The sequence below is a fragment of the Streptomyces sp. NBC_00178 genome (assembly GCF_036206005.1).
Lineage (GTDB): Bacteria > Actinomycetota > Actinomycetes > Streptomycetales > Streptomycetaceae > Streptomyces.
This window is the reverse complement of the sequence record NZ_CP108143.1, coordinates 3,682,224-3,701,864: the sequence shown is the minus strand read 5'-3', so window position 1 is coordinate 3,701,864 and position 19,641 is coordinate 3,682,224. Positions and strand designations below refer to the sequence as shown.

General features: G+C 71.2%; 19 protein-coding genes. 12 read left to right on the top strand and 7 right to left on the bottom strand.

Translation table 11 applies throughout. From position 1 onward, the window contains the following. Nucleotides 1-35: 35 nt before the first annotated feature. The 4 genes from OHT61_RS16005 (at nucleotide 36) to OHT61_RS15990 (ending at nucleotide 4,352) form a co-directional block, all read left to right on the top strand. The gene (locus OHT61_RS16005; RefSeq protein ID WP_329039047.1) at nucleotides 36-1,163 is read left to right on the top strand and encodes a hypothetical protein; all 1,128 of its coding nucleotides are present in this window, start codon (nucleotides 36-38) and stop codon (nucleotides 1,161-1,163) included. A gap of 262 nt (nucleotides 1,164-1,425) precedes the next feature. Further along, nucleotides 1,426-2,883 (top strand): DUF2252 domain-containing protein, encoded by a 1,458-nt coding sequence (locus OHT61_RS16000; protein ID WP_329039045.1) that lies wholly within the window; start codon nucleotides 1,426-1,428, stop codon nucleotides 2,881-2,883. 59 nt (nucleotides 2,884-2,942) lie between these two features. Next, nucleotides 2,943-3,962 (top strand): J domain-containing protein, encoded by a 1,020-nt coding sequence (locus OHT61_RS15995; protein ID WP_329039043.1) that lies wholly within the window; start codon nucleotides 2,943-2,945, stop codon nucleotides 3,960-3,962. 45 nt (nucleotides 3,963-4,007) lie between these two features. Further along, entirely contained in the window at nucleotides 4,008-4,352 is a 345-nt protein-coding gene (locus tag OHT61_RS15990; protein WP_329039041.1) for a rhodanese-like domain-containing protein, read from the top strand. A 420-nt stretch (nucleotides 4,353-4,772) separates the two neighbouring features. On the opposite strand, the gene OHT61_RS15985 is transcribed toward OHT61_RS15990, so the two are convergent. From OHT61_RS15985 to paaA, 5 genes are read right to left on the bottom strand one after another with little or no spacing between them, the layout of a single operon-like run. Next, nucleotides 4,773-5,834 (bottom strand): 2Fe-2S iron-sulfur cluster-binding protein, encoded by a 1,062-nt coding sequence (locus OHT61_RS15985; protein WP_329039039.1) that lies wholly within the window; start codon nucleotides 5,832-5,834, stop codon nucleotides 4,773-4,775. Beyond that, complete coding sequence (gene paaD, locus OHT61_RS15980) at nucleotides 5,835-6,332, bottom strand: 1,2-phenylacetyl-CoA epoxidase subunit PaaD (protein ID WP_329043280.1); 498 nt, start codon at nucleotides 6,330-6,332, stop codon at nucleotides 5,835-5,837. Then, nucleotides 6,329-7,030 (bottom strand): 1,2-phenylacetyl-CoA epoxidase subunit PaaC, encoded by a 702-nt coding sequence (gene paaC, locus OHT61_RS15975; RefSeq protein WP_329039038.1) that lies wholly within the window; start codon nucleotides 7,028-7,030, stop codon nucleotides 6,329-6,331. The genes paaD and paaC overlap by 4 nt, the downstream gene beginning before the upstream one ends. After that, nucleotides 7,027-7,317: a 1,2-phenylacetyl-CoA epoxidase subunit PaaB gene (gene paaB / locus OHT61_RS15970; protein ID WP_327116884.1), complete on the bottom strand. Its 291-nt coding sequence runs from the start codon at nucleotides 7,315-7,317 to the stop codon at nucleotides 7,027-7,029. The genes paaC and paaB overlap by 4 nt, the downstream gene beginning before the upstream one ends. Continuing rightward, complete coding sequence (gene paaA, locus OHT61_RS15965; RefSeq protein ID WP_329039034.1) at nucleotides 7,314-8,342, bottom strand: 1,2-phenylacetyl-CoA epoxidase subunit PaaA; 1,029 nt, start codon at nucleotides 8,340-8,342, stop codon at nucleotides 7,314-7,316. The genes paaB and paaA overlap by 4 nt, the downstream gene beginning before the upstream one ends. A gap of 433 nt (nucleotides 8,343-8,775) precedes the next feature. On the opposite strand from paaA, the gene OHT61_RS15960 reads away from it, so the two are divergent. Genes OHT61_RS15960 through OHT61_RS15950 form a run of 3 tightly spaced genes read left to right on the top strand, consistent with a single transcriptional unit; the run spans nucleotide 8,776 to nucleotide 11,566 of the window. Next, nucleotides 8,776-9,576 carry a DUF5819 family protein gene (locus OHT61_RS15960; RefSeq protein ID WP_329039033.1) on the top strand — a complete coding sequence of 267 codons (801 nt, stop codon included), beginning with the start codon at nucleotides 8,776-8,778 and terminating at the stop codon, nucleotides 9,574-9,576. Beyond that, nucleotides 9,573-10,853, top strand: a complete 1,281-nt coding sequence (locus tag OHT61_RS15955; RefSeq protein WP_329039031.1) for an HTTM domain-containing protein — start codon at nucleotides 9,573-9,575, stop codon at nucleotides 10,851-10,853. Before OHT61_RS15960 ends, OHT61_RS15955 begins: the two co-directional genes overlap by 4 nt. Then, complete coding sequence (locus OHT61_RS15950) at nucleotides 10,850-11,566, top strand: TrmH family RNA methyltransferase (protein WP_329039029.1); 717 nt, start codon at nucleotides 10,850-10,852, stop codon at nucleotides 11,564-11,566. Before OHT61_RS15955 ends, OHT61_RS15950 begins: the two co-directional genes overlap by 4 nt. Before the next feature lie 160 nt (nucleotides 11,567-11,726). On the opposite strand, the gene paaN is transcribed toward OHT61_RS15950, so the two are convergent. After that, the gene (gene paaN / locus OHT61_RS15945) at nucleotides 11,727-13,427 is read right to left on the bottom strand and encodes a phenylacetic acid degradation protein PaaN (protein ID WP_329039027.1); all 1,701 of its coding nucleotides are present in this window, start codon (nucleotides 13,425-13,427) and stop codon (nucleotides 11,727-11,729) included. A 123-nt stretch (nucleotides 13,428-13,550) separates the two neighbouring features. Between paaN and OHT61_RS15940 the strand changes: the two genes are divergently transcribed. Then, entirely contained in the window at nucleotides 13,551-14,141 is a 591-nt protein-coding gene (locus OHT61_RS15940; RefSeq protein WP_329039025.1) for a TetR/AcrR family transcriptional regulator, read from the top strand. A gap of 48 nt (nucleotides 14,142-14,189) precedes the next feature. On the opposite strand, the gene OHT61_RS15935 is transcribed toward OHT61_RS15940, so the two are convergent. After that, on the bottom strand, nucleotides 14,190-14,711 hold the full coding sequence (locus tag OHT61_RS15935) for an Lrp/AsnC family transcriptional regulator (RefSeq protein WP_329039023.1): 522 nt from the start codon (nucleotides 14,709-14,711) through the stop codon (nucleotides 14,190-14,192). A 211-nt stretch (nucleotides 14,712-14,922) separates the two neighbouring features. Between OHT61_RS15935 and pdhA the strand changes: the two genes are divergently transcribed. The 4 genes from pdhA to OHT61_RS15915 all read left to right on the top strand — a co-directional run bounded on the left by pdhA (nucleotide 14,923) and on the right by OHT61_RS15915 (nucleotide 19,573). Further along, a complete protein-coding gene (gene pdhA, locus OHT61_RS15930) occupies nucleotides 14,923-16,089 on the top strand; it encodes a pyruvate dehydrogenase (acetyl-transferring) E1 component subunit alpha (protein WP_329039021.1) in 1,167 nt (388 codons plus the stop codon). Next, entirely contained in the window at nucleotides 16,086-17,117 is a 1,032-nt protein-coding gene (locus OHT61_RS15925; RefSeq protein ID WP_329039018.1) for an alpha-ketoacid dehydrogenase subunit beta, read from the top strand. The genes pdhA and OHT61_RS15925 overlap by 4 nt, the downstream gene beginning before the upstream one ends. Continuing rightward, on the top strand, nucleotides 17,117-18,586 hold the full coding sequence (locus tag OHT61_RS15920; RefSeq protein WP_329039016.1) for a dihydrolipoamide acetyltransferase family protein: 1,470 nt from the start codon (nucleotides 17,117-17,119) through the stop codon (nucleotides 18,584-18,586). The genes OHT61_RS15925 and OHT61_RS15920 overlap by 1 nt, the downstream gene beginning before the upstream one ends. 111 nt (nucleotides 18,587-18,697) lie before the next feature. Next, nucleotides 18,698-19,573, top strand: a complete 876-nt coding sequence (locus tag OHT61_RS15915) for an NTP transferase domain-containing protein (RefSeq protein WP_329039015.1) — start codon at nucleotides 18,698-18,700, stop codon at nucleotides 19,571-19,573. Nucleotides 19,574-19,641 lie beyond the last annotated feature (68 nt).

The following is a 19,641-nucleotide window of genomic DNA, read 5'->3' as shown; positions in this document are numbered from 1 at the left end:
AGTTGTAAAAGCCAACCTTTCGAGGGGAGACCGCCATGACCGCACGTGAGAGCACCGGCTCCGCGGGAACGGGCGCCGGCTCCGACCGCGCCGCCCTGCGCCACGTCCTCAGCCATCTCGTCACACCGCTACTGATGTGCATCGGCATGGGGCTCGCCTACCTGGGCGCCTTCCACGCCCCGGAGCCGCACGCCCTCAGGGTGGACGTCGTCGGCTCGGGAACGAGTGCCCAGGTGCTCGCGCAATCCCTCCAGGGCAAGGGTGACGGCGCGCTGAGTGTGAACACGGTGGCTGACCGCGCCACCGCTGTGGACCACCTGAGGACCCAGCGGAGCTTCGGCGCCTACCTGCCGGGGAGCAGCCCCGAACTGCTCGTGGCGAGTGCCTCGTCGGACACGAGCGCCACAGTCGTCCAGAAGGTGTTCACCGAAGTTGCAGCCGGCCAGGGCTCCCCGCTCCGCGTGACGGACGTCGCGCCCACCGCAGACGGCGATCCGACCGGACAGGGGATCTTCTTCCTGCTGGTGGCCGTCAGTATCGGGTCCTACGCGTCGGTGGCGGTGATCGGCGGTGCGGGTGCGGTGCTCGCTCTGCGGGTCAGGGCCGGCCTCGCGCTCGGAACCTCGCTCGCGGTGAGTGCGATCGGGGCCGCGTTCGCCGGGCCGGTGTTCGGGCTCGTCGATCAGGGGCTCGGCGGCCTATGGGCGATGGCGTGGCTCTACTCGGCGGGGATCCTGCTGATCGGAGTGGGACTCCACACCTTCCTCAAGCGATGGACCACGCTCGGCGTGATGCTGCTCTTCGTCATGCTCAACTTCACGAGTTCCGGCGGCATCTTCCGGCCCGAGCTCCAGCCCGGTTTCTTCGGGTCCCTCCACGCCTTCTGGAACGGTGCGGGCTTCGTCGAGGGCGTGCGCAGCCACGTGTACTTCGGCGGGCACGCGCTGGGTGGCCATGTGCTCGTGCTGGCGCTGTGGTTCGCCGCGGGGCTGGCAGTGGTGGGGCTCGCGGGTCTCGCGGAGGCCAAGCGCCGCCGCGATGCCGCCGAGCGGCAGCGGACGGCTGCTGCCGCACGTCATGCCTCAGTGGTCCCCTCGGTGGCTACCGGGGCGGTCGAGGAGGAGATGGTCGAGGAGGAGATGGAGGAGGCGGTGGCCGTCTGAGGTCGCCGCGCCCGAGGCGATGGGCGTCTGAGACCGCGGCCTTCCGGGCCGAGGGTGCCATAGGTCCTGGGCGTCCGCCGGTGCAGCGCGTCTCTCCGGAGCGGCTCTGGCTGTGGCGTCCGGGCGGGCCGGTCAGCGGTGGTTCTCCACAGGCCGCTGCGCGTTGTCCACAGGGACGGACGGCCGTTGCGCAACAGCTGTACCGTCATCCGCAGTTGATGTTGGGCGTGACGGGTGCACGAGACGGGGGAGGCGGCGCTCCATGGGTGAGGTCGAGGCGACGGTGCCGGAACAGCGGACAGGGCAAGACCCGCGTATCCCGTTCGTGCCCGGTTTCGCGCGACGTGCCGCGACGGGCGGGCGGTCGTCCGGCCCGGGTGCGGCGTCCCGCAAGGCGGCAGGCAAGGCGCTGAGGCTCCGAGTGCCCCGCTCCGCTCACAGTTCCCTGGCCCTGCCACCTGGACGGCCGGGCGCGGTGCAGGCTGTGGAGGAGTCGAACCTGGGCCGGGTGCCGGGGCTGACGCCGATACGTGTGGGGCGGATGGCGGCGACGCCCTTCGCGTTCCTGCGCGGTTCGGCCGGGCTGATGGCCCACGACCTGACGGGCACACCGGTCACGGGTGTCGGAGCACAGCTCTGCGGGGACGCGCACGCGGCGAACTTCGGCCTGTACGGCGACGCGCGGGGCAACCTGGTCATCGACCTCAACGACTTCGACGAGACCGTCTTCGGCCCGTGGGAATGGGACCTCAAGCGCCTGGCCACTTCGCTGGTGCTGGCCGGGCGGGAAGCCGGGGCCGACGAGGACACCTGCCGGCAAGGCGCGGTCGACACGGTGGGGGCGTACCGCCGCACGATGCGACTGCTGGCCGGGCTGCCCGCCCTCGACGCGTGGAACGCCATCGCGGACGAGGAACTCGTCTCCCACACGGATGCCCGGGACCTGCTGGGCACGCTGGACCGGGTGTCGGCCAAAGCTCGCAACAACACGAGTGCCCGCTTCGCCGCCAGGTCGACGGAGGACTGCGAGGACGGCGGCCGGCGCTTCGTCGATGCGCCGCCCGTACTGCGACGTGTGCCGGACGCGGAGGCCGCTGCGGTCGCGGCGGGGCTCGAGGGATACCTCGGGACCGTCTCCGAGGACAGGGTGCCGCTGCTGGCGCGCTACGCGATACACGACGTGGCGTTCCGGGTCGTCGGCACGGGCAGCGTGGGGACCAGGTCCTACGTGGTGCTGCTGCTCGATCACCGGGGTGAGCCCCTGGTGCTGCAGGTGAAGGAGGCCCGCCCCTCGGCCCTCTCCCCCTACCTTCCGCAGGTGGGCTTCGACGTGCCGGGCGTGGAGCACGAAGGGCGCCGGGTGGTGCTCGGACAGAAGCGCATGCAGGTCGTCAGCGACATATTGCTCGGCTGGGCCGAGGTCGACGGCAGGCCGTATCAGGTGCGCCAGTTCCGCAACCGCAAGGGCAGCGTGGACCCGGCCGCGCTCGCGGCGGACCAGGTGGACGACTACGGACGGATGACCGGGGCGCTGCTCGCCCGGGCCCACGCGCACACCGCCGACCCCAGGCTGCTCGCCGGCTACTGCGGGAAGAACTCCGAGCTGGACGAGGCGGTCGCCGATTTCGCCGTGACCTACGCGGACCGGACCGAGGCGGATCATGCCGAGCTCGTCAGGGCCGTCGGAACCGGTCGCATAGCCGCCGAGCTCGGTGTCTGACCGGCCGGTGCCGTGACCTCGTGTGCCCGGGGCGCCGGCCGTGGCCATACGCTGGACGGGTGACCCACGAAGCCGCCGGGGTGCCGACCACCCGGAACGACGAAGACCGGCAGGACCAGCACCGGCAGGAGCAGCACCGGCAGGACGAGCCGCAGCAGGCGCAGGAAGCGTCGCAGGACGGCCTCCGGGCGGACAGCGACCACGGGCAGGGGGACAGCACCACGGCCGACGGGGCGGGTGCCGATCCGACCGGAGACGCGCGCGCCGGTGCGGGTGGCGAGGTTCCTGAAGGCGGGTCCGCCGCGCCCAGGCCGGAGGAGCGGCTCGCGAAGGCCGTACGCGTGGCCGAGCAGGCCCTGATCGAGTTCGAGATCGCGGTGGAGACCTTCCGGGTCGAGGTGGAGAACTTCTCCCGGCTGCACCACCAGAAGCTGGGCCCGATGTACGCGCGGCTGGACGAGCTCGATGCCCAGATCGCGGAGGCGAGGGCAGCGATCACCGGCGACCCTGAGGACGTGCTCAGGGCGCAGGAGGCACGGGCGATCGTGATGCCGATGCCCGGGGTCGACGAGCTCTTCCACGACTGGATGGACTCGGACGGCCTTTCGCCCGAGGCCTCGGCCATGCTCACGGGGCAGCCCGTCCGGCCGCCCAAGCGCGTCAGGCCGAGCGAGGAGGCACGCAAGCTCTACCGCGAGCTCGCGCGTCAGGCCCATCCGGATCTGGCACCGGACGAGAAGGAGCGCGCGCGGCGCGACGAGTTCATCGCCCGGGTCAACGGGGCTTACGGACGCGGTGACGTGGAGCTGCTCAAGGAACTGGCTGCCGAGTGGGCTGCCGGGCCGGTGGCACCGGAACTGCGGCTCAGCGAGAGCGAGGAGCTATACGCCCGGCTGGATTGGCTCAGCCGCCGCAAGGAGCTGCTGACGGTTCTGGCCAAGGAGCTCGAGGAGAGCGCGATCGGCTCGATGCTGAGGATGGCGCCGGACGATCCCGACCGTCTCCTGGACGACATCGGCGAAAAGCTCCTGGGCGAGGTGGCCCAGCGTGAGGCAGAGCTCGCGGGCCTGGTGCAGTAGCGTTTCGACTGACTTGGCGCGTACGTACGAGAGAAGGCAAGACCCATGAATTTCGCTCCGCTGCCCTCGGTGGATGCTGTCGCGGTCCCGTCGGACGGCCTGGTGCTGGACGTCCGGGAGGACGACGAATGGGCAGCGGGACACGTCGAGGGGGCGCTGCACATCCCGATGAGTGACTTCGTCGGCCGCTTCGGTGAGCTGACCGAGGCAGCCGACGGGGGGCGTCGTGTGCACGTGATGTGCCGGGTGGGAGGGCGATCCGCGCAGGTCACCCAGTACCTCGTGCAGCAGGGCATCGACGCCGTGAACATTGAGGGCGGCATGCTCGCCTGGGACGGCGCGGGCCGTCCGATGGTCACGGATGGCGGGAGCTCGGCCTTCGTCCTCTGAAGGCCGTTCCCTCCGCGGCTGGCCTGCCGCCGCGAGCGCGGGATGGCGGTCCCCGTGCTTCGGCAGCCCGTGCTCGGCAGCCGGTCCATGCGGGGCCCGTCTGTGGCTGCCCGCCGCCCCTCGGCGGCCGGCCTGTTCAAGTCCGTCCGTGGCGGCCGGCTCCCAACGGCCCGCGTCTGTCGGGCTCGCGTCTGTCGGGTTCGTGTCTGACGTTCTGCGTCTGTCGGGTGCGCGTTTTACGGGTCGTATGTGCCGAGTTGCTTCTGTCGGCCGGGGCCCGGGCTGTACGGCGGCCCGGCCACAGCCGCCTGGGGCCGGGCCGCCCGGCCACAGGCACCCTGGGGCCGCGGCCCTCGCGCGTCGCCCCGGCGGCTGCCCCTCGCCTGCAGGGCGGTGCGGGGTCAGGTGCCGGACGGGACCTCAGCGGTCGAAGTCGATCTCCACCTCCGCGGTGACCGGGTGCGACTGGCAGGCCAGAACGAACCCGGCTCCCGTCTCCTCCGGTTCGAGCGCGTAGTTGCGGTCCATGCGTACCTCGCCCGACACCAGGAATGCCCGGCAGGTGCCGCAGACACCCCCCTTGCAGGCGTACGGCGCGTCCGCGCGGCTCCGCAGCACCGTGTCCAGCAGTGACTCCCCGTCCTGGACAGGCCAGCTTCCCGAACGCCCGTCGAGCGTCGCTGTGAGCCTGCTCTCCGCCGGAGCGGTCGTACGGGTCGCCGGTGGACTTCCGGCCCCCTCATCCGCGACGTGGAAGATCTCCTGGTGGATGCGGGACCGGTCCGCCCCGAGCGTGAGAAGCGCGCCCTCCGCTTCCCGGATCAGGCCGAAGGGTCCGCACAGGAACCAGCCGTCCACATCGGGCACCGACAGCAGGGAGGGCAGCAGACCGGTGAGCCGCTCGCGGTCCAGCCGGCCCGAAGGGAGGCCCGCGGCCTGCTCCTCGCGAGACAGGGCGGTCACGAGCTGGAAGCGGCCCGGGTAGCGGTCCTTGAGGTCGGCCACCTCGTCCAGGAACATCGTCGAGGCGGCCGTCCGGTCGCTCCGGATCAGGCAGAAGCGAGCCGTGGATTCGCGTGCCAGCAATGTGGCGGCGATCGACAGCACGGGGGTGATGCCGCTGCCGCCGACGATCGCCGCGAAGTACCCGGGGCGAGGCTCCAGGACGAAGCGGCCCATCGGCGCCATCGCCTCGACGAGGTCACCGACGGCCAGTTCCTTCAGGGCGTACGTGGAGAACGCGCCCCCGTCGACCATGCGGATCCCCACCCGCAGAGACGGTTCCGCCGGCGCCTCGGTGGCCGGAGCGCAGATCGAGTACGACCGGCGGATCTCCTCGCCGCCGACGCCGTAGCGCACGTTCAGGTGCTGGCCGGGCCTGTGGCGGAAGGTCTCGCGCAACTCGGGCGGTACGGCGAGGGTGACGGCCACCGCGTCGTCCGTGATCCGTTCGATCGCGCTGACCCGGAGCGGATGGAACATCTACAACTCCTTGAAGTGGTCGAACGGTTCGAGGCACGCCACGCACCGGCGCAGCGCTTTGCACGCTGTGGACGAGAACCTGCTCAGCAACTCCGTGTCCGTGGAGCCGCAGTGCGGGCAGCGCACCGAGAGCGTCAGCGGTACCGGGCCACCCGCAGTGCCGCCGGGGCGGGGCGGGGCTATCCCGAACTCGCTGAGTTTGCGGCGCCCTTCGTCGCTGATGTCGTCCGTCGACCAGGCCGGGGCGAGGACGGTGACGACGGACACCTCGGCCACGCCGTGGTCGTGCAGGACCCGTTCGATGTCGGCGGACATCGTCTCGATGGCCGGGCAACCGGTGTAGGTCGGCGTCAGGTGCACGACGGCCCGGTCCGGGCTCTCGGCCCGCACCCCGCGGAGCACGCCGAGTTCGTCGAGGGTGAGGACCGGGAGCTCCGGATCCGGCACGGAGCCCGCCAGGCGGTGCAGCTCCGCCTCCAGCGGGGTTTCGGCGATCACCATGACGCCCCCGGGTGACTGCGGTGGAGATGCTGCATCTCGGCGAGCATCCGGCCGAAGGGCTCGGTGTGCAGACCCTGCCTGCCCGCTCCCGCGGCCCAGGCGCCGCTCTGCGGGCCCGAGGGCAGAGAAAGGGTCGCCCGCTCCACCACCGCGGTGACAGCGGCCAGCCAGGCGTCACGCAGGGTCTGCCACTCGATGTCCACGCCCTCGACGGGCTCGAACAGTTCGCCGGTGAACTTCCACAGGGCGTCCAGACCTAGCTGCATGCGGTCGTGGCTCTCGGCCGTTCCGTCGCCCAGCCGGAGAACCCACTGTTCGGCGTGGTCCCGGTGGTAGGCGACCTCCTTGACCGCCTTGGCTGCGAGGTCCGCGAACTGTCCGCCTCCGGTGGCCAGCCGCTCGTACAGGAGGTGCTGGTAGACGGAGAAGTAGAGCTGTCGTGCGATCGTGTGGGCGAAGTCGCCGTTGGGCTGCTCCACCAGCTGGACGTTGCGGAAGGCCCGCTCCTCGCGGAGGAAGGCGAGCTCGTCCTCGTCACCCACGAACGAGAGCAGCAGCCGCGCCTGCCCGAGCAGGTCGAGGGCGATGTTGGCCAGCGCCACTTCCTCCTCCAGCACGGGGGCGTGTCCCGCCCACTCCCCCAGCCGGTGCGAGAGCACCAGCGCGTCGTCGCCGAGGGCGAGAGCCGCGGTCACAGGTGCTTCACCCCTTCCGGGATCTCGTAGAAGGTGGGGTGGCGGTACGGCTTGTCCCCGGCGGGCTCGAAGAAGGAGTCCTTCTCGTCGGGCGACGAGGCGGTGACCTCGGTGGAGGGCACCACCCAGATGGAGACGCCCTCCGAGCGGCGGGTGTACAGATCGCGGGCGTTGCGCAGGGCCATCTCGGCGTCCGGTGCGTGCAGGCTGCCCGCGTGGGTGTGGGACAGCCCGCGTCGGGATCGCACGAACACCTCCCACAGCGGCCAGTCGGTCGAGCTGCTCATGCGGTCGCCTCCACGGGCTGGGCGGTGGCACCGGCGTTTCCGGTCCGTACCGCGTGCTTCTCTGCGTATGCCGCCGCTGCGTCGCGGACCCACGCGCCTTCCTCGTGGGCGGTGCGCCGCTGGGCGAGCCGTTGTTCGTTGCAGGGCCCGTTGCCCTTGAGGACCTCCTGGAACTCCGTCCAGTCGATCGCCCCGTAGTCGTGCTGTCCGAGCTCTTCGTTCCACCTGATGTCGGGATCCGGAAGGCTGAGCCCCAGGGCCTCTGCCTGCGGGACGCAGATGTCGACGAAGCGCCGGCGCAGCTCGTCGTTGGAGTGGCGCTTGATCTTCCAGGCCATCGACTGGGCGGAGTGCGACGAGGAGTCGTCGGGCGGGCCGAACATCATCAGGGACGGCCACCACCAGCGGTTCACCGCGTCCTGCGCCATCTCGTGCTGCGCCGGGGTGCCCCGGCTGAGGGCGAGCAGCAGTTCGTAACCCTGGCGCTGGTGGAAGGACTCCTCCTTGCAGATGCGGATCATCGCCCTCGCGTACGGCCCGTAGGAGCAGCGGCAGAGCGGGACCTGGTTCGTGATCGCCGCGCCGTCCACCAGCCAGCCGATCGCGCCGACGTCGGCCCAGGTCAGCGTCGGGTAGTTGAAGATCGATGAATACCGCTGCCGGCCGGCGTGCAGCTTGTCGAGCAGCTCCTCGCGGCTGGTCCCCAGCGTCTCGGCGGCGCTGTACAGGTACAGGCCGTGCCCCGCCTCGTCCTGGACCTTCGCCATCAGGATCGCCTTGCGGCGCAACGAGGGGGCCCGGGAGATCCAGTTCGCCTCGGGCTGCATCCCGATGATCTCGGAGTGCGCGTGCTGGGCCATCTGGCGGACCAGCGTGGCCCGGTACGCGTCGGGCATCCAGTCCCGGGGCTCGATCCGGTCGTCGGCCGCAACCGCGGCGTCGAAGGCCGCGGTGCGCACCTCGTCCACCGGGTCCGCCGTGCCCGCTGTCCTCTGCGTCGTCTGGTCCGCAGTCACTGCCGCCATCCCGGGCTCCCTACCGACCGATCGTTCGGTTCCTTGGCTTCAATGGTGAGTCGGGGGCCCGTAGGGTGTCAACCCTGTGGATAACTGAGTGGTGATCGACGGCGAACGGGGCGGCATGGATGCGGAGCTCGGTGGGCGCGCGGGAAGCGACGACGAGCGTTCCAGGTCCGGCGTGACGAGGCACCCTGACCCCGCTCGCGACCGTGAGCCGGACGCGGGGTCCGGTACCGGCCCGAACGCGGACGGCGCCGGGGATCCGGGAGGTGCCCCTGCCCTGGACCACGACGTCCCCGGACCGGAGGCTCACGACCCGCACGCGGGGATACCGGCCCCCGGCGGCAGGCCCGAGGCCCGGGCGTCGACAGACGGGTTGTCGGACCGGTTGTCCGAGCCCGTCTCCGCGGCTGCAACCCGTCAGGAGCACGGTCCGGGCATGGACGAACCCCCGCGACCGCTGTCCGGAGCAAGCGGTGCCGCCCGCGACGAGCGTCAGGCGTCGCCCACCGCGGAGACGTCCGCCGACGAAAGCTCTCCGCCCGAGGAGCCGGTACGGCGTCCGGGCGGAATCGGCATGGCGGGCCTCTCCCTTCCGTACCAGGTCGCGGCCGCGATCGCGCTGGCCGTCATGGGCGTCCTGGCCTGCGGACACATCGCCATGATCTTCCTGCACGTCGCGCCGTCCAACACGCTCACGAAACAGCACGGCGCGGTCGTCGACGACTGGGTCTACCCCGAGTTCGAGCAGAACTGGAAACTGTTCGCACCCAATCCGCTCCAGCAGAACATCGCGGTCCAGGTGCGGGCCGAGGTGGACGGTGACGACGGGTACAGCACCACCCGCTGGATCGACCTCTCGCGCGAGGACGGGGAGGCGATACACGGCAACGTCCTGCCCAGCCACGTCGACCAGAACGAACTCCGTCGCGCCTGGGACTTCTTCACCGGTTCCCACGACAGCGAGAACCGCTCCAACGGCCTCCGCGGGGACCTGTCCGAGCGCTACATCCGCCGCATCGTCATGCTGCGCCTGGCCGACCACGACCTCGCCGGCAGGGTCGAGCGGATACAGGTGCGATCATCCGTGCGTTCCCTGGGAGCCCCGTCGTGGAGCGACGAGAAGATCAACACCGATCCCCAGTACCGGGTGCTCCCGTGGTGGACGGTCAAGCCGGCCGATCTGCCTGGTACGGACACGACGGAACAGGCACTGCGCGACGGGAGGGCGCAGAAGTGAGCACCTCCACCGCCACCCGCATCCCCGGGAACGCGGGCAGCTCGGTGTCCCGGGCCGTCCAGCGCGTCACCGAGGGGCCCCTCGGCGCCTACCAGAGCGCCGTCGTCCGGATCGGGATCTCCGCGACCTGCCTGCTGTTCCTGCTGCGGGAACTGCCCCACCGTCGCGAGCTCTACGGCCCTGACGGACCGTGGAGCTGGGACATGGCGCGCGGTCTCCTCTCCAGCAACGGCGCCTTCACGGTGTTGATGTGGTCGGACAGCGCGATCTGGTTCGAGTTCGTCTACGCGCTCACACTGGTGTCCGCCGCGTTGCTCTTGATCGGCTGGCGAACGCGGCTCGCGTCCGTCCTGTTCATGGTGGGGGTGCTCTCCCTCCAGAACCGCAGCATCTTCATGGGCGACGGCGGCGACAACGTCATCCACCTCATGGCGATCTACCTCGTGCTCACGCGCTGCGCTCGGGTCTGGTCGGTCGACGCCCGCCGCGCGACGCGGCGTGCCGCGCGCCTCGCGGAGGGGCTCCAGCCGCCCCGAGACGTGGTGGGACCGCTTCTGTGGGGCGTCCTCGGCGCGGTACTGATCATCGCCACGGTGCTGGGCGGGCTGGGCGGGCTGGGCGGCACCTGGTGGCTGCCCGCGGTCCTGTGGGTCCTCTGGCTCGGCAACGGCGCCTGGTGGGCTCTGAGCCGTTACGCGCCGGGGCACGAGCTGCGCACCCTCCTCGACGTCCTGGCCAACCTGGCTCACAACGTCGCCCTGCTCGTGATCATGGCGGAGGTGTGCCTGATCTACGCCACGGCCGGGTGGTACAAGATCCAGGGATCCCGCTGGCAGGACGGCACCGCGATCTACTACCCGCTCAAGCTGGACTACTTCGCGCCCTGGCCGGGGCTCTCCGGCATCGTGGCCTCCAGCGCCCTGATGGTCATGGTGATGACGTACGCCACGGTCATCGTGCAGGTCGCCTTTCCCTTCACGCTGTTCAACCGCCGCGTCAAGAACGTGCTGCTGGTGCTCATGATCGGTGAGCACGCGGGGATCGCCGTCCTGCTGGGACTGCCTTTCTTCTCGATGGCGATGATCGCCGCGGACGCGGTCTTCCTGCCGACGGTCTTCCTCGTCTGGCTGGGGCGCATGGTCACGCTGGGCCGGGGACGGCTGTTCTCCCGGCCTTCGAAGGACGGGCACACCGTGCCCGCGCAGCGAGGTCCCGCCATGGACGAGGGGGAGGCACCGCGCGGCGGCGGTGGCAAGGGCCATACGCTCGTCGGGTGACCAGCGAGACCGGCAGTGCAGAAGACCCCCTCTCGACACCGGCGACCGACCCGTCCGCGGAGCCGGCCCAGTACGACGACGGCTACGGCGACGAGATCGGTGTCGGGCCGCATCCGCGGCCGTGGCCCGAGGGGGACCGCTACGACCCGGAGCTCCTCGCGAACGGGGACCGGCGCAACGTGGGCGACGCCTACCGCTACTGGACGCGGGAGGCGATCGTCGCCGATCTCGATCTCCGGCGGCACGACTTCCACGTGGCGGTGGAGAACTGGGGGCATGACTTCAACATCGGCTCGGTCGTTCGCACCGCCAACGCCTTCCTCGCCAAGGAGATCCACATCGTGGGGCGCCGGCGCTGGAATCGCCGGGGAGCGATGGTCACCGACCGCTACCAGCACGTGCGGCACCACCCGGACACGGCGGACCTGACCGCGTGGGCGCAGGCCCAGGGCCTCCCGATCATCGGGATCGACAACCTGCCAGGGGCCGTACCGCTGGAGCGGACCGAGCTTCCGCGCCGGTGCGTGCTCCTCTTCGGACAGGAGGGCCCGGGGCTCACGGAAGAGGCGCGCAAGCACGCTTCCATGGTGTGCTCGATCGCGCAGTTCGGCTCCACGCGGTCGATCAACGCGGGAGCCGCCGCAGCCATCGCCATGCACGCCTGGGTGCAGCGGTACGCCGACATCCCGTCCCCAGGCCCGCAGGGCCACTGATTCGGAGAACCCGGGATGTACGGGTCACGTGGCCGGTGGAGCGCAATCCCGCCCGCCCCACCGGCCCTTCGTTCCGGGCCCGCTTCCCTTTGCCGCACGCACCTGCCGGGAGCCGCTCTCCCGGCAGGTGAGGACGCGTGCCGACCAGCCGGCGAACCGCTCAGGCCTGGCGGCGGACCTCGACCACCCGGAACCGGTTGGAGACGAACGCGCCGTCGCACAGTGCCGCGTTGGCTGCCGGGTTCCCGCCCGAGCCGTGGAAGTCGGAGAACGCGGCGGTCTGGTTGACGAACACCCCGCCGGTGAGGTTCAGCGAGAGCTGGGCCGACTCGTCGAAGCAGACGTCCTCGATCGCGCGCTCCATCTCGGACGAGGTGGTGTAGGCGCCGACGGTCATGGCGCCCTTCTCCCTGATCGTGCGGCGCAGGAGGTCCAGGGCGGCTTCGGCCGACTCCACCGCGACGGCGAAGGAGACCGGGCCGAAGCACTCGGACAGGTACGCCGCCCCATCGTCGGGTTCGGTGCCGTCGAGCTTCACCACGACCGGCGTACGCACCACGGCGTCGGGGAAGTCGGGGTTGGCCACCTGGCGTGAGGCGAGGGCGACGTCGCCCAGACCCGATGCAGCCTCCAGGCGGGCCTTCACGTCCGGATTCACCAGGGCGCCGAGCAGTCCGTTGGCGCGGGCGTCGTCGCCGAGGAGACCGCTCACCGCGTCGGCGATGTCCGCCACCACGGTCTCGTAGGGCTTGTCACCGGCGTCCGTGCTGATCCCGTCCTTGGGGATCAGCAGGTTCTGCGGGGTCGTGCACATCTGGCCGCTGTAGAGGGAGAGCGAGAAGGCCAGGTTGGAGAGCATGCCCCGGTAGTCGTCCGTGGAGTGGATGACGACGGTGTTGACGCCCGCCTTCTCCGTGTAGACCTGAGCCTGCCGGGCGTTGGCCTCCAGCCAGTCACCGAAGGCCGTGGAGCCCGTGTAGTCGATGATCTTGATCTCGGGCCGCAGGGCAAGGGTCTTGGCGATGCCCTCGCCCGGGTGTTCGGTGGCGAGTGCGACGAGGTTGGGGTCGAATCCCGCCTCGGCCAGTACCTCGCGTGCCAGCTGGACGGTCAGGGCGAGCGGCAGGACGGCCCGCGGGTGCGGCTTGACCAGCACGGGGTTGCCGGTCGCGAGCGACGCGAAGAGGCCTGGGTAGCCGTTCCACGTGGGGAAGGTGTTGCAGCCGATCATCAGCGAGACACCTCGTCCGGCCGCTGTGAACGACTTGTGCAGCTGGAGCGGGTCGCGCTTGCCCTGCGGCTTGGACCAGTCCGCGGTGCGGGGCGTGCGCGTCTGCTCCGCGTAGGCGTACGCCACCGCCTCGAGGCCGCGGTCCTGTGCGTGTGGACCGCCGGCCTGGAAGGCCATCACGAAGGCCTGCCCGCTGGTGTGCATCACCGCGTGCGCCAGCTCATGCGTACGCCCGCTGATCCGCGCGAGGATCTCCAGGCAGACCAGCGCCCGCGTCTCGGGTCCCGCCGCACGCCAGGAACCCATGGCGGCGTGCATCGCGGGAAGCAGGACGTCCGGGTCGGCGTGCGGGTACTCGACGCCGAGCTCCGGTCCGTACGGCGAGGTCTCCCCACCGGTCCAGCCGTCGGTGCCGGGCTGCCCGAGGTCGATGCGGGTGTTGAGCACCGCGTCGAACGCGGCCTTGCCCTCGGCGGCGCCGAGGCTGCCCGGGAGGCCGTCCTCGCCGTAGGCCTTCGGGTGCTCGGGATGCGGGGACCAGTACGCGCGCGTGCGGATCGCGTCGAGTGCCTGGTCGAGCGTCGGGCGGTGGATCTCGGACAGCTTTTCGGGGGAAAGCGCGGGGGCCATCACGGACCAACTCCTCGTCGAGCCGGGCGGGTGTGTGCGGACGGAGTTAGAGTAACCGAACGATCGGTCGGGACAAGGGGCCCCAGAGAACCTGTGGACAACTCATGGGGGAGGATCGCGGACATGACCACGCCCAAGCGGGACACGTACACCCCGGAGACGCTTCTCACCGTTGCCGTCCGCGTCTTCAACGAGCGCGGCTACGACGGCACGTCCATGGAGCACCTCTCCAAGGCGGCGGGCATCTCGAAATCCTCCATCTACCACCATGTGGCGGGCAAGGAGGAGTTGCTGCGGCGGGCGGTCAGCCGGGCCCTCGACGGGCTCTTCGGCATTCTCGACGAGGCGGGGGCGAACCGGGGCCGCGCGATAGCCCGGGTCGAGTACGTCACCCGCCGCACGGTCGAGGTCCTCATGGACGAGCTGCCGTACGTCACTCTGCTGCTGCGGGTGCGGGGCAACACCAGGACCGAGCGCTGGGCCCTGGAGCGGCGGCGCGAGTTCGACCAGCGGGTGTCCGAGCTGCTCAAGGCCGCGGTGGCGGAGGGTGACCTGCGCGCCGACGTGGACATACGGCTCGCCACCCGGCTGCTCTTCGGCATGGTGAACTCGCTGGTCGAGTGGTACCGGCCGCAGCAGGGCGGCTCGCCGGAGGCCGACCAGCTCGCCGACACGGTCGTCCGGCTCGCTTTCGAGGGCATGCGCGCCGGCTGACCTCCGGGCCGGCAGACCTTTTCTGTCTGCAAGCGCCGGTGGCGGGCCTCAGGCGAGTTCCGCGGGGCGGTCGGGGCGCGGCCCCAGATCGGTCTCCTCGAAGACCAGCAGGGTGCGGGTGGAGAGAACCTCCGGTATGGCCTGGATCCGGGTGAGGACGAGTTCCCGCAGAGCCTGGTTGTCCGGGGTGTGCACGAGCAGCAGGACGTCGAAGTCGCCGCTGACCAGCGCGATGTGCGTGGCGCCCGGCAGGGCCTGGAGCTGTTCGCGCACGGTGCGCCACGAGTTCTGGACGATCTTGAGCGTGATGTAGGCGGAGGCCGCCTCTCCCGCCCGTTCATGGTTCACGCGGGCGCTGAAACCGCGGATGACCCCGTCCTCGACCAGCCGGTTGATCCGCGCGTACGCGTTGGCCCGCGACACGTGGACACGCTCGGCGACCGCGCGTACCGAGGCCCGGCCGTCCGTCTGGAGGATGCGCAGGATCGCCCGGTCGGTGGAGTCCAGCGGTCGCGCGGGCGGGGTGCGGCCGGGATCGGTCTCCCGGTCGGCCATTTGTTCAGCTGCCATCTGCCCGCGCCTCCCTGTTGTGGACGACCTGCTCCTATCCCAGGCTGTGGAGAACCGTTTGTCCACAGGCTGGAGGTGGCTGTAGCCAAATTGCCGCCGCGACCGAACAATCGGTTGGTGAGGCACACCACATCGTCGCCTCGCCCACGCTCCGACATTCCTGCGGATTTCGACACCCCTCGATATATCTCGATGCCAGGAGGTGCTTGTCATGACGGTCCAAGAGCTGCCCGGCGCAGCCGCCTACAGGCCCACGCCGCCCCCGGCCTGGAAGCCGCTCACCGATCCCGCGCCGCTGCTCCCGGACCCCGAGCCGTACCGCGTGCTCGGCACCGACGCCGCTGCCGACGCCGACCCCGAGCTGCTGCTGCGGCTCTACGCGGAACTCGTGCGCGGCCGCCGGTACAACGTGCAGGCCACGGCTCTGACGAAGCAGGGACGGCTCGCGGTGTATCCGTCGAGCACGGGCCAGGAGGCGTGCGAGATCGCGGCCGCGATGGTGCTGGAGGAGCGCGACTGGCTCTTCCCGAGCTATCGCGACACCCTCGCCGCCGTGGCGCGGGGCCTGGACCCCGTCGAGGCGCTGACGCTGCTGCGGGGCGACCGTCACACGGGGTACGACCCGCGCGAGCACCGCATCGCCCCGCTGTGCACCCCCCTGGCCACCCAGCTGCCCCATGCCGTCGGCCTGGCACACGCCGCGCGCCTCAAGGGCGACGACGTGGTGGCGCTCGCCATGGTCGGCGACGGAGGGACGAGCGAGGGCGATTTCCACGAGGCGCTGAACTTCGCGGCCGTCTGGCGTGCCCCGGTGGTCTTCCTCGTGCAGAACAACGGCTTCGCGATCTCGGTGCCCCTGGCCAAGCAGACCGCCGCGCCCTCCCTGGCCCACAAGGCCGTCGGATACGGGATGCCGGGACGGCTGGTCGACGGCAACGACGCGGCCGCCGTGCACCAGGTCCTGGGCGAGGCGGTGGCACGGGCCAGGCGAGGTGAGGGACCGACGCTGATCGAGGCGGTCACGTACCGCATGGACGCCCACACGAACGCCGACGACGCCACCCGCTACCGCGGTGACGCCGAGGTCGAGGCCTGGCGCGAGCACGACCCCATCCGGCTTCTGGAGCGGGAGCTGACAGGGCGCGGGCTGCTGGACGAGGAAGGCATCGCGACGGTGCGGGAGACGGCGGAGCGCATGGCCGAAAGCCTGCGGGAGCAGATGAACGCCGACCCGGTGCTCGACCCGATGGACCTGTTCGCCCATGTCTACGAGGAGCGGACCGGGCAGCTGCGTGAGCAGGCCGAGATGCTGAGGGGCGAGCTCGCAGCCGAGCACGACCCCCCGCTGGAGGAGAACGGCGTGGAGGGACGGCGATGAGCACCGCTGCGGCGACGGCCGGCGAACGGACCGGAAGGGCCAAACCGGCCACGATGGCGCAGGCGCTGGGACGCGCTCTGAGGGACGCGATGGCGGCGGACCCGTCGGTGCACGTCCTGGGTGAGGACGTCGGCACGCTCGGAGGCGTCTTCCGCGTCACCGACGGTCTGGCGAAGGAGTTCGGCGACGACCGCTGCACGGACACCCCTCTTGCCGAGGCGGGGATCCTGGGCGCCGCCGTGGGCATGGCGATGTACGGGCTGCGCCCGGTGGTGGAGATGCAGTTCGACGCCTTCGCCTATCCCGCGTTCGAGCAGCTCATCAGCCATGTCGCCAAGATGCGGAACCGCACGGCCGGCGCCATGCCGTTGCCCATCACGGTGCGGGTGCCCTACGGCGGCGGGATCGGCGGGGTCGAGCATCACAGCGATTCCTCCGAGGCGTACTACATGGCGACGCCGGGACTCCACGTCGTCACGCCCGCCACGGTCGACGACGCCTACGGGCTGCTGAGGGAGTCGATCGCGTCCGACGACCCGGTGGTCTTCCTGGAGCCCAAGCGCCTCTACTGGTCGAAGGCCGACTGGTCGCCGGACGCGCCGGCACAGGTCGAGCCGATCGGCCGGGCCGTGGTCCGGCGAACCGGGCGCAGCGCGACCCTGATCACGTACGGTCCCTCCCTCCCGGTGTGTCTGGAGGCCGCCGAGGCGGCCACGGCCGAGGGCTGGGACCTGGAGGTGGTCGACCTGCGGTCGCTGGTGCCGTTCGACGACGAGACGGTCGCGGCATCGGTCCGGCGCACGGGGCGTGCGGTGGTCGTCCACGAGTCCTCCGGCTTCGGAGGACCGGGAGGGGAGATCGCGGCACGGGTGACCGAGCGGTGCTTCCATCATCTGGAGGCGCCGGTCCTGCGTGTCGCCGGGTTCGACATCCCCTACCCGCCGCCGATGCAGGAGCGGCACCATCTGCCGGGCGTGGACCGGGTGCTCGACGCTGTGGCTCGTCTTCAGTGGGAGGCGGACAGCTGATGGCACAGGTACTCGAATTCAAGCTCCCCGACCTGGGCGAAGGGCTGACCGAGGCCGAGATCGTGCGGTGGCTGGTGGAGGTGGGCGATGTCGTCGCCATCGACCAGCCGGTCGTCGAGGTCGAGACGGCCAAGGCCATGGTGGAGGTGCCGTGTCCGTACGGAGGCGTGGTGACCGCGCGCTTCGGTGCGGAGGGCACTGAACTCCCGGTCGGCGCCCCGCTGCTGACGGTCGCCGTCGGCTCGGCGGGTCCCGCCGTGGACGGAACGGCCGGCCCGGCCGGAGTCGCGTCCGGGGCAGGCGCCGCTGACGGCGCGGACGGAGCGGGCGCAGCGGGCGGTGAGGGCTCCGGCAACGTGCTCGTCGGCTACGGCACGGGCGCACCGGCCGCGCGGCGCCGCAGGATCAGGCCGGCGCAGGTGCCGTCCTCGGTCGGCGCCTCCGGTCCTGGCTCGTCTCCGCTCCCCGCTCCGGTTTCGGCAGTGCCTTCGGTCGCCGCTGCGGCTTCCGCTCCCGTCCCGGCTTCGGCTGAGACTCCCGCTTCCGCTCCCGCGCAGGCCACGGCGCCGACGGGACCCGTGGCGGTCATCTCGCCGCTGGTGCGGAAGCTGGCGCGGCAGCACGACCTCGATCTCCGGACGATCTCCGGCACGGGACGGGACGGACTGATCCTGCGCAGTGACGTGGAGTCCGCCATCAGGAGCGTGGAGTCCGCTGGCGACGTGGCGCCCGCGGCCGCCCCCGATGAGGCGTCACGGCAGGCGCCGCAGGGCGCGCGGGTCGCCCTGCGTGGGGTCCGCGGCGCGGTCGCCGACAAACTGGCCCGCAGCAGGCGCGAGATCCCCGACGCCACGTGCTGGGTGGACGCTGACGCCACCGAGCTGATGGCGGCGAGGGCGGCCATGAACGCCGCGGGGGGTCCCGCCGCCGGTCCGAAGGTGTCGGTGCTCGCGCTGCTGGCCCGCATCTGTACGGCCGCGCTGGCCCGCTTCCCCGAGCTGAACGCGATGGTGGACACCGAGGCCCGGGAGATCGTGCGACTGCGGGCTGTCCACCTGGGCTTCGCCGCGCAGACGGAGCGAGGCCTCATGGTGCCGGTCGTACGGGACGCGCACACCCGGAACGCGGAGTCGATCGGAGCGGAGATCGCCCGGCTGACCGAGTCCGCGCGGACGGGCAAGCTGACACCGGCCCAGCTCACCGGTGGGACGTTCACGCTGAACAACTACGGCGTGTTCGGGGTGGACGGCTCCACGCCGATCATCAACCACCCCGAGGCGGCGATGCTCGGCGTCGGCCGGATCATGGCCAAGCCCTGGGTGCACGAGGGGCAACTGGCAGTACGTCAGGTCGTACAGCTCTCGCTGACCTTCGACCACCGGGTCTGCGACGGCGGTACGGCGGGAGGGTTCCTGCGGTACGTGGCGGACTGCGTGGAGCAGCCGGCGGTGCTGTTGCGGACGCTGTAGCGGCAGTGGGTGCGGGGCGCTCCGTCCGGACCGCCTGCGGAAGCTCCCTCCGGTGACGTTTCCCGTCCCCGGGGGGACCACTGTCCGTGTCGCACCCGCATACTCGGGTGCATGACCGCGTATGACGCCATCGTTCTTGCCGGGGGAGCCGCGAAGCGGCTCGGGGGGGCCGACAAGCCGGGTCTTCGTGTGGGCGGCCGCGCCCTGCTCGACCGGGTGCTCGCCGTGTGCGCCGACGCCGGTTCCACGGTGGTGGTCGGCGGCCGGAGGCCGACCACGCGTCCCGTCACATGGGCGCGTGAAGTGCCTGAGGGCGGTGGCCCGTTGGCGGCACTGGGTGCCGGAGTCCGGGAGACGACGGCGACGAACATCCTGGTGCTCTCAGCGGATCTGCCCTTTCTGGGGGAGGAGACTGTCCGTTCCTTGCTGACCGCGGCTGAGACAGGCGCCCGGGAGGGCGCCATGTGCACCGACCAGGACGGCCGGGACCAGCCGCTGGTCGCCGTCTACCGAGCCGAGCCGCTGCGGCGCGAGCTGGCCCTGCTCGCCACGGAACACGGCAGCCTCGCGGGACTTCCGCTGCGCCTGCTGACGACAGAGCTCGACCTGGCCCGGGTGGAGGCGGGACCGCTCGCCTCTTTCGACTGCGACACCTGGGAAGACATTGCTGCCGCCAGAGCGCGGATCAGGGAGCATGGAACCGTGCTGGACGAATGGATCACCGCAGTCAAGAACGAGCTGGGCATCGACCTCGACGTCGACACCGGCGCCCTCCTCGACCTCGCTCGTGACGCCGCCCACGGTGTTGCCCGGCCCGCCGCGCCCCTGACCACGTTCCTGGTGGGATACGCGGCGGCTGTGGCGAGCAGCGGGAAGAGCCCCGAGGCCGCCGCGGAAGCAGTGGCAGAGGCGTCCCGCAAGGCGGCGGCCCTCGCGCTCCGGTGGGAGGAGGAGTCGGCACCGGACAGCGAGCCCGGAACGCCATGACCACGCGGGACGGCGATGCCCGGCCGGCCGGCGGCTTCCATCCGGAGCGGGACGGCGACGCCCGGCCG

What these genes read in the sequence shown, in the direction of transcription:
- pdhA (WP_329039021.1), top strand. Translation starts at nt 14,923, where the DNA reads ATGACGGTCCAAGAGCTGCCCGGCGCAGCCGCCTACAGGCCCACGCCG.
- OHT61_RS15940 (WP_329039025.1), top strand. Translation starts at nt 13,551, where the DNA reads ATGACCACGCCCAAGCGGGACACGTACACCCCGGAGACGCTTCTCACC.
- OHT61_RS16005 (WP_329039047.1), top strand. Translation starts at nt 36, where the DNA reads ATGACCGCACGTGAGAGCACCGGCTCCGCGGGAACGGGCGCCGGCTCC.
- OHT61_RS15990 (WP_329039041.1), top strand. Translation starts at nt 4,008, where the DNA reads ATGAATTTCGCTCCGCTGCCCTCGGTGGATGCTGTCGCGGTCCCGTCG.
- OHT61_RS15915 (WP_329039015.1), top strand. Translation starts at nt 18,698, where the DNA reads ATGACCGCGTATGACGCCATCGTTCTTGCCGGGGGAGCCGCGAAGCGG.
- paaB (WP_327116884.1), bottom strand. Translation starts at nt 7,317, where the DNA reads ATGAGCAGCTCGACCGACTGGCCGCTGTGGGAGGTGTTCGTGCGATCC.
- OHT61_RS16000 (WP_329039045.1), top strand. Translation starts at nt 1,426, where the DNA reads ATGGGTGAGGTCGAGGCGACGGTGCCGGAACAGCGGACAGGGCAAGAC.
- OHT61_RS15935 (WP_329039023.1), bottom strand. Translation starts at nt 14,711, where the DNA reads ATGGCAGCTGAACAAATGGCCGACCGGGAGACCGATCCCGGCCGCACC.
- OHT61_RS15925 (WP_329039018.1), top strand. Translation starts at nt 16,086, where the DNA reads ATGAGCACCGCTGCGGCGACGGCCGGCGAACGGACCGGAAGGGCCAAA.
- paaA (WP_329039034.1), bottom strand. Translation starts at nt 8,342, where the DNA reads ATGGCGGCAGTGACTGCGGACCAGACGACGCAGAGGACAGCGGGCACG.
- OHT61_RS15985 (WP_329039039.1), bottom strand. Translation starts at nt 5,834, where the DNA reads ATGTTCCATCCGCTCCGGGTCAGCGCGATCGAACGGATCACGGACGAC.
- paaN (WP_329039027.1), bottom strand. Translation starts at nt 13,427, where the DNA reads ATGGCCCCCGCGCTTTCCCCCGAAAAGCTGTCCGAGATCCACCGCCCG.
- OHT61_RS15920 (WP_329039016.1), top strand. Translation starts at nt 17,117, where the DNA reads ATGGCACAGGTACTCGAATTCAAGCTCCCCGACCTGGGCGAAGGGCTG.
- OHT61_RS15960 (WP_329039033.1), top strand. Translation starts at nt 8,776, where the DNA reads ATGGACGAACCCCCGCGACCGCTGTCCGGAGCAAGCGGTGCCGCCCGC.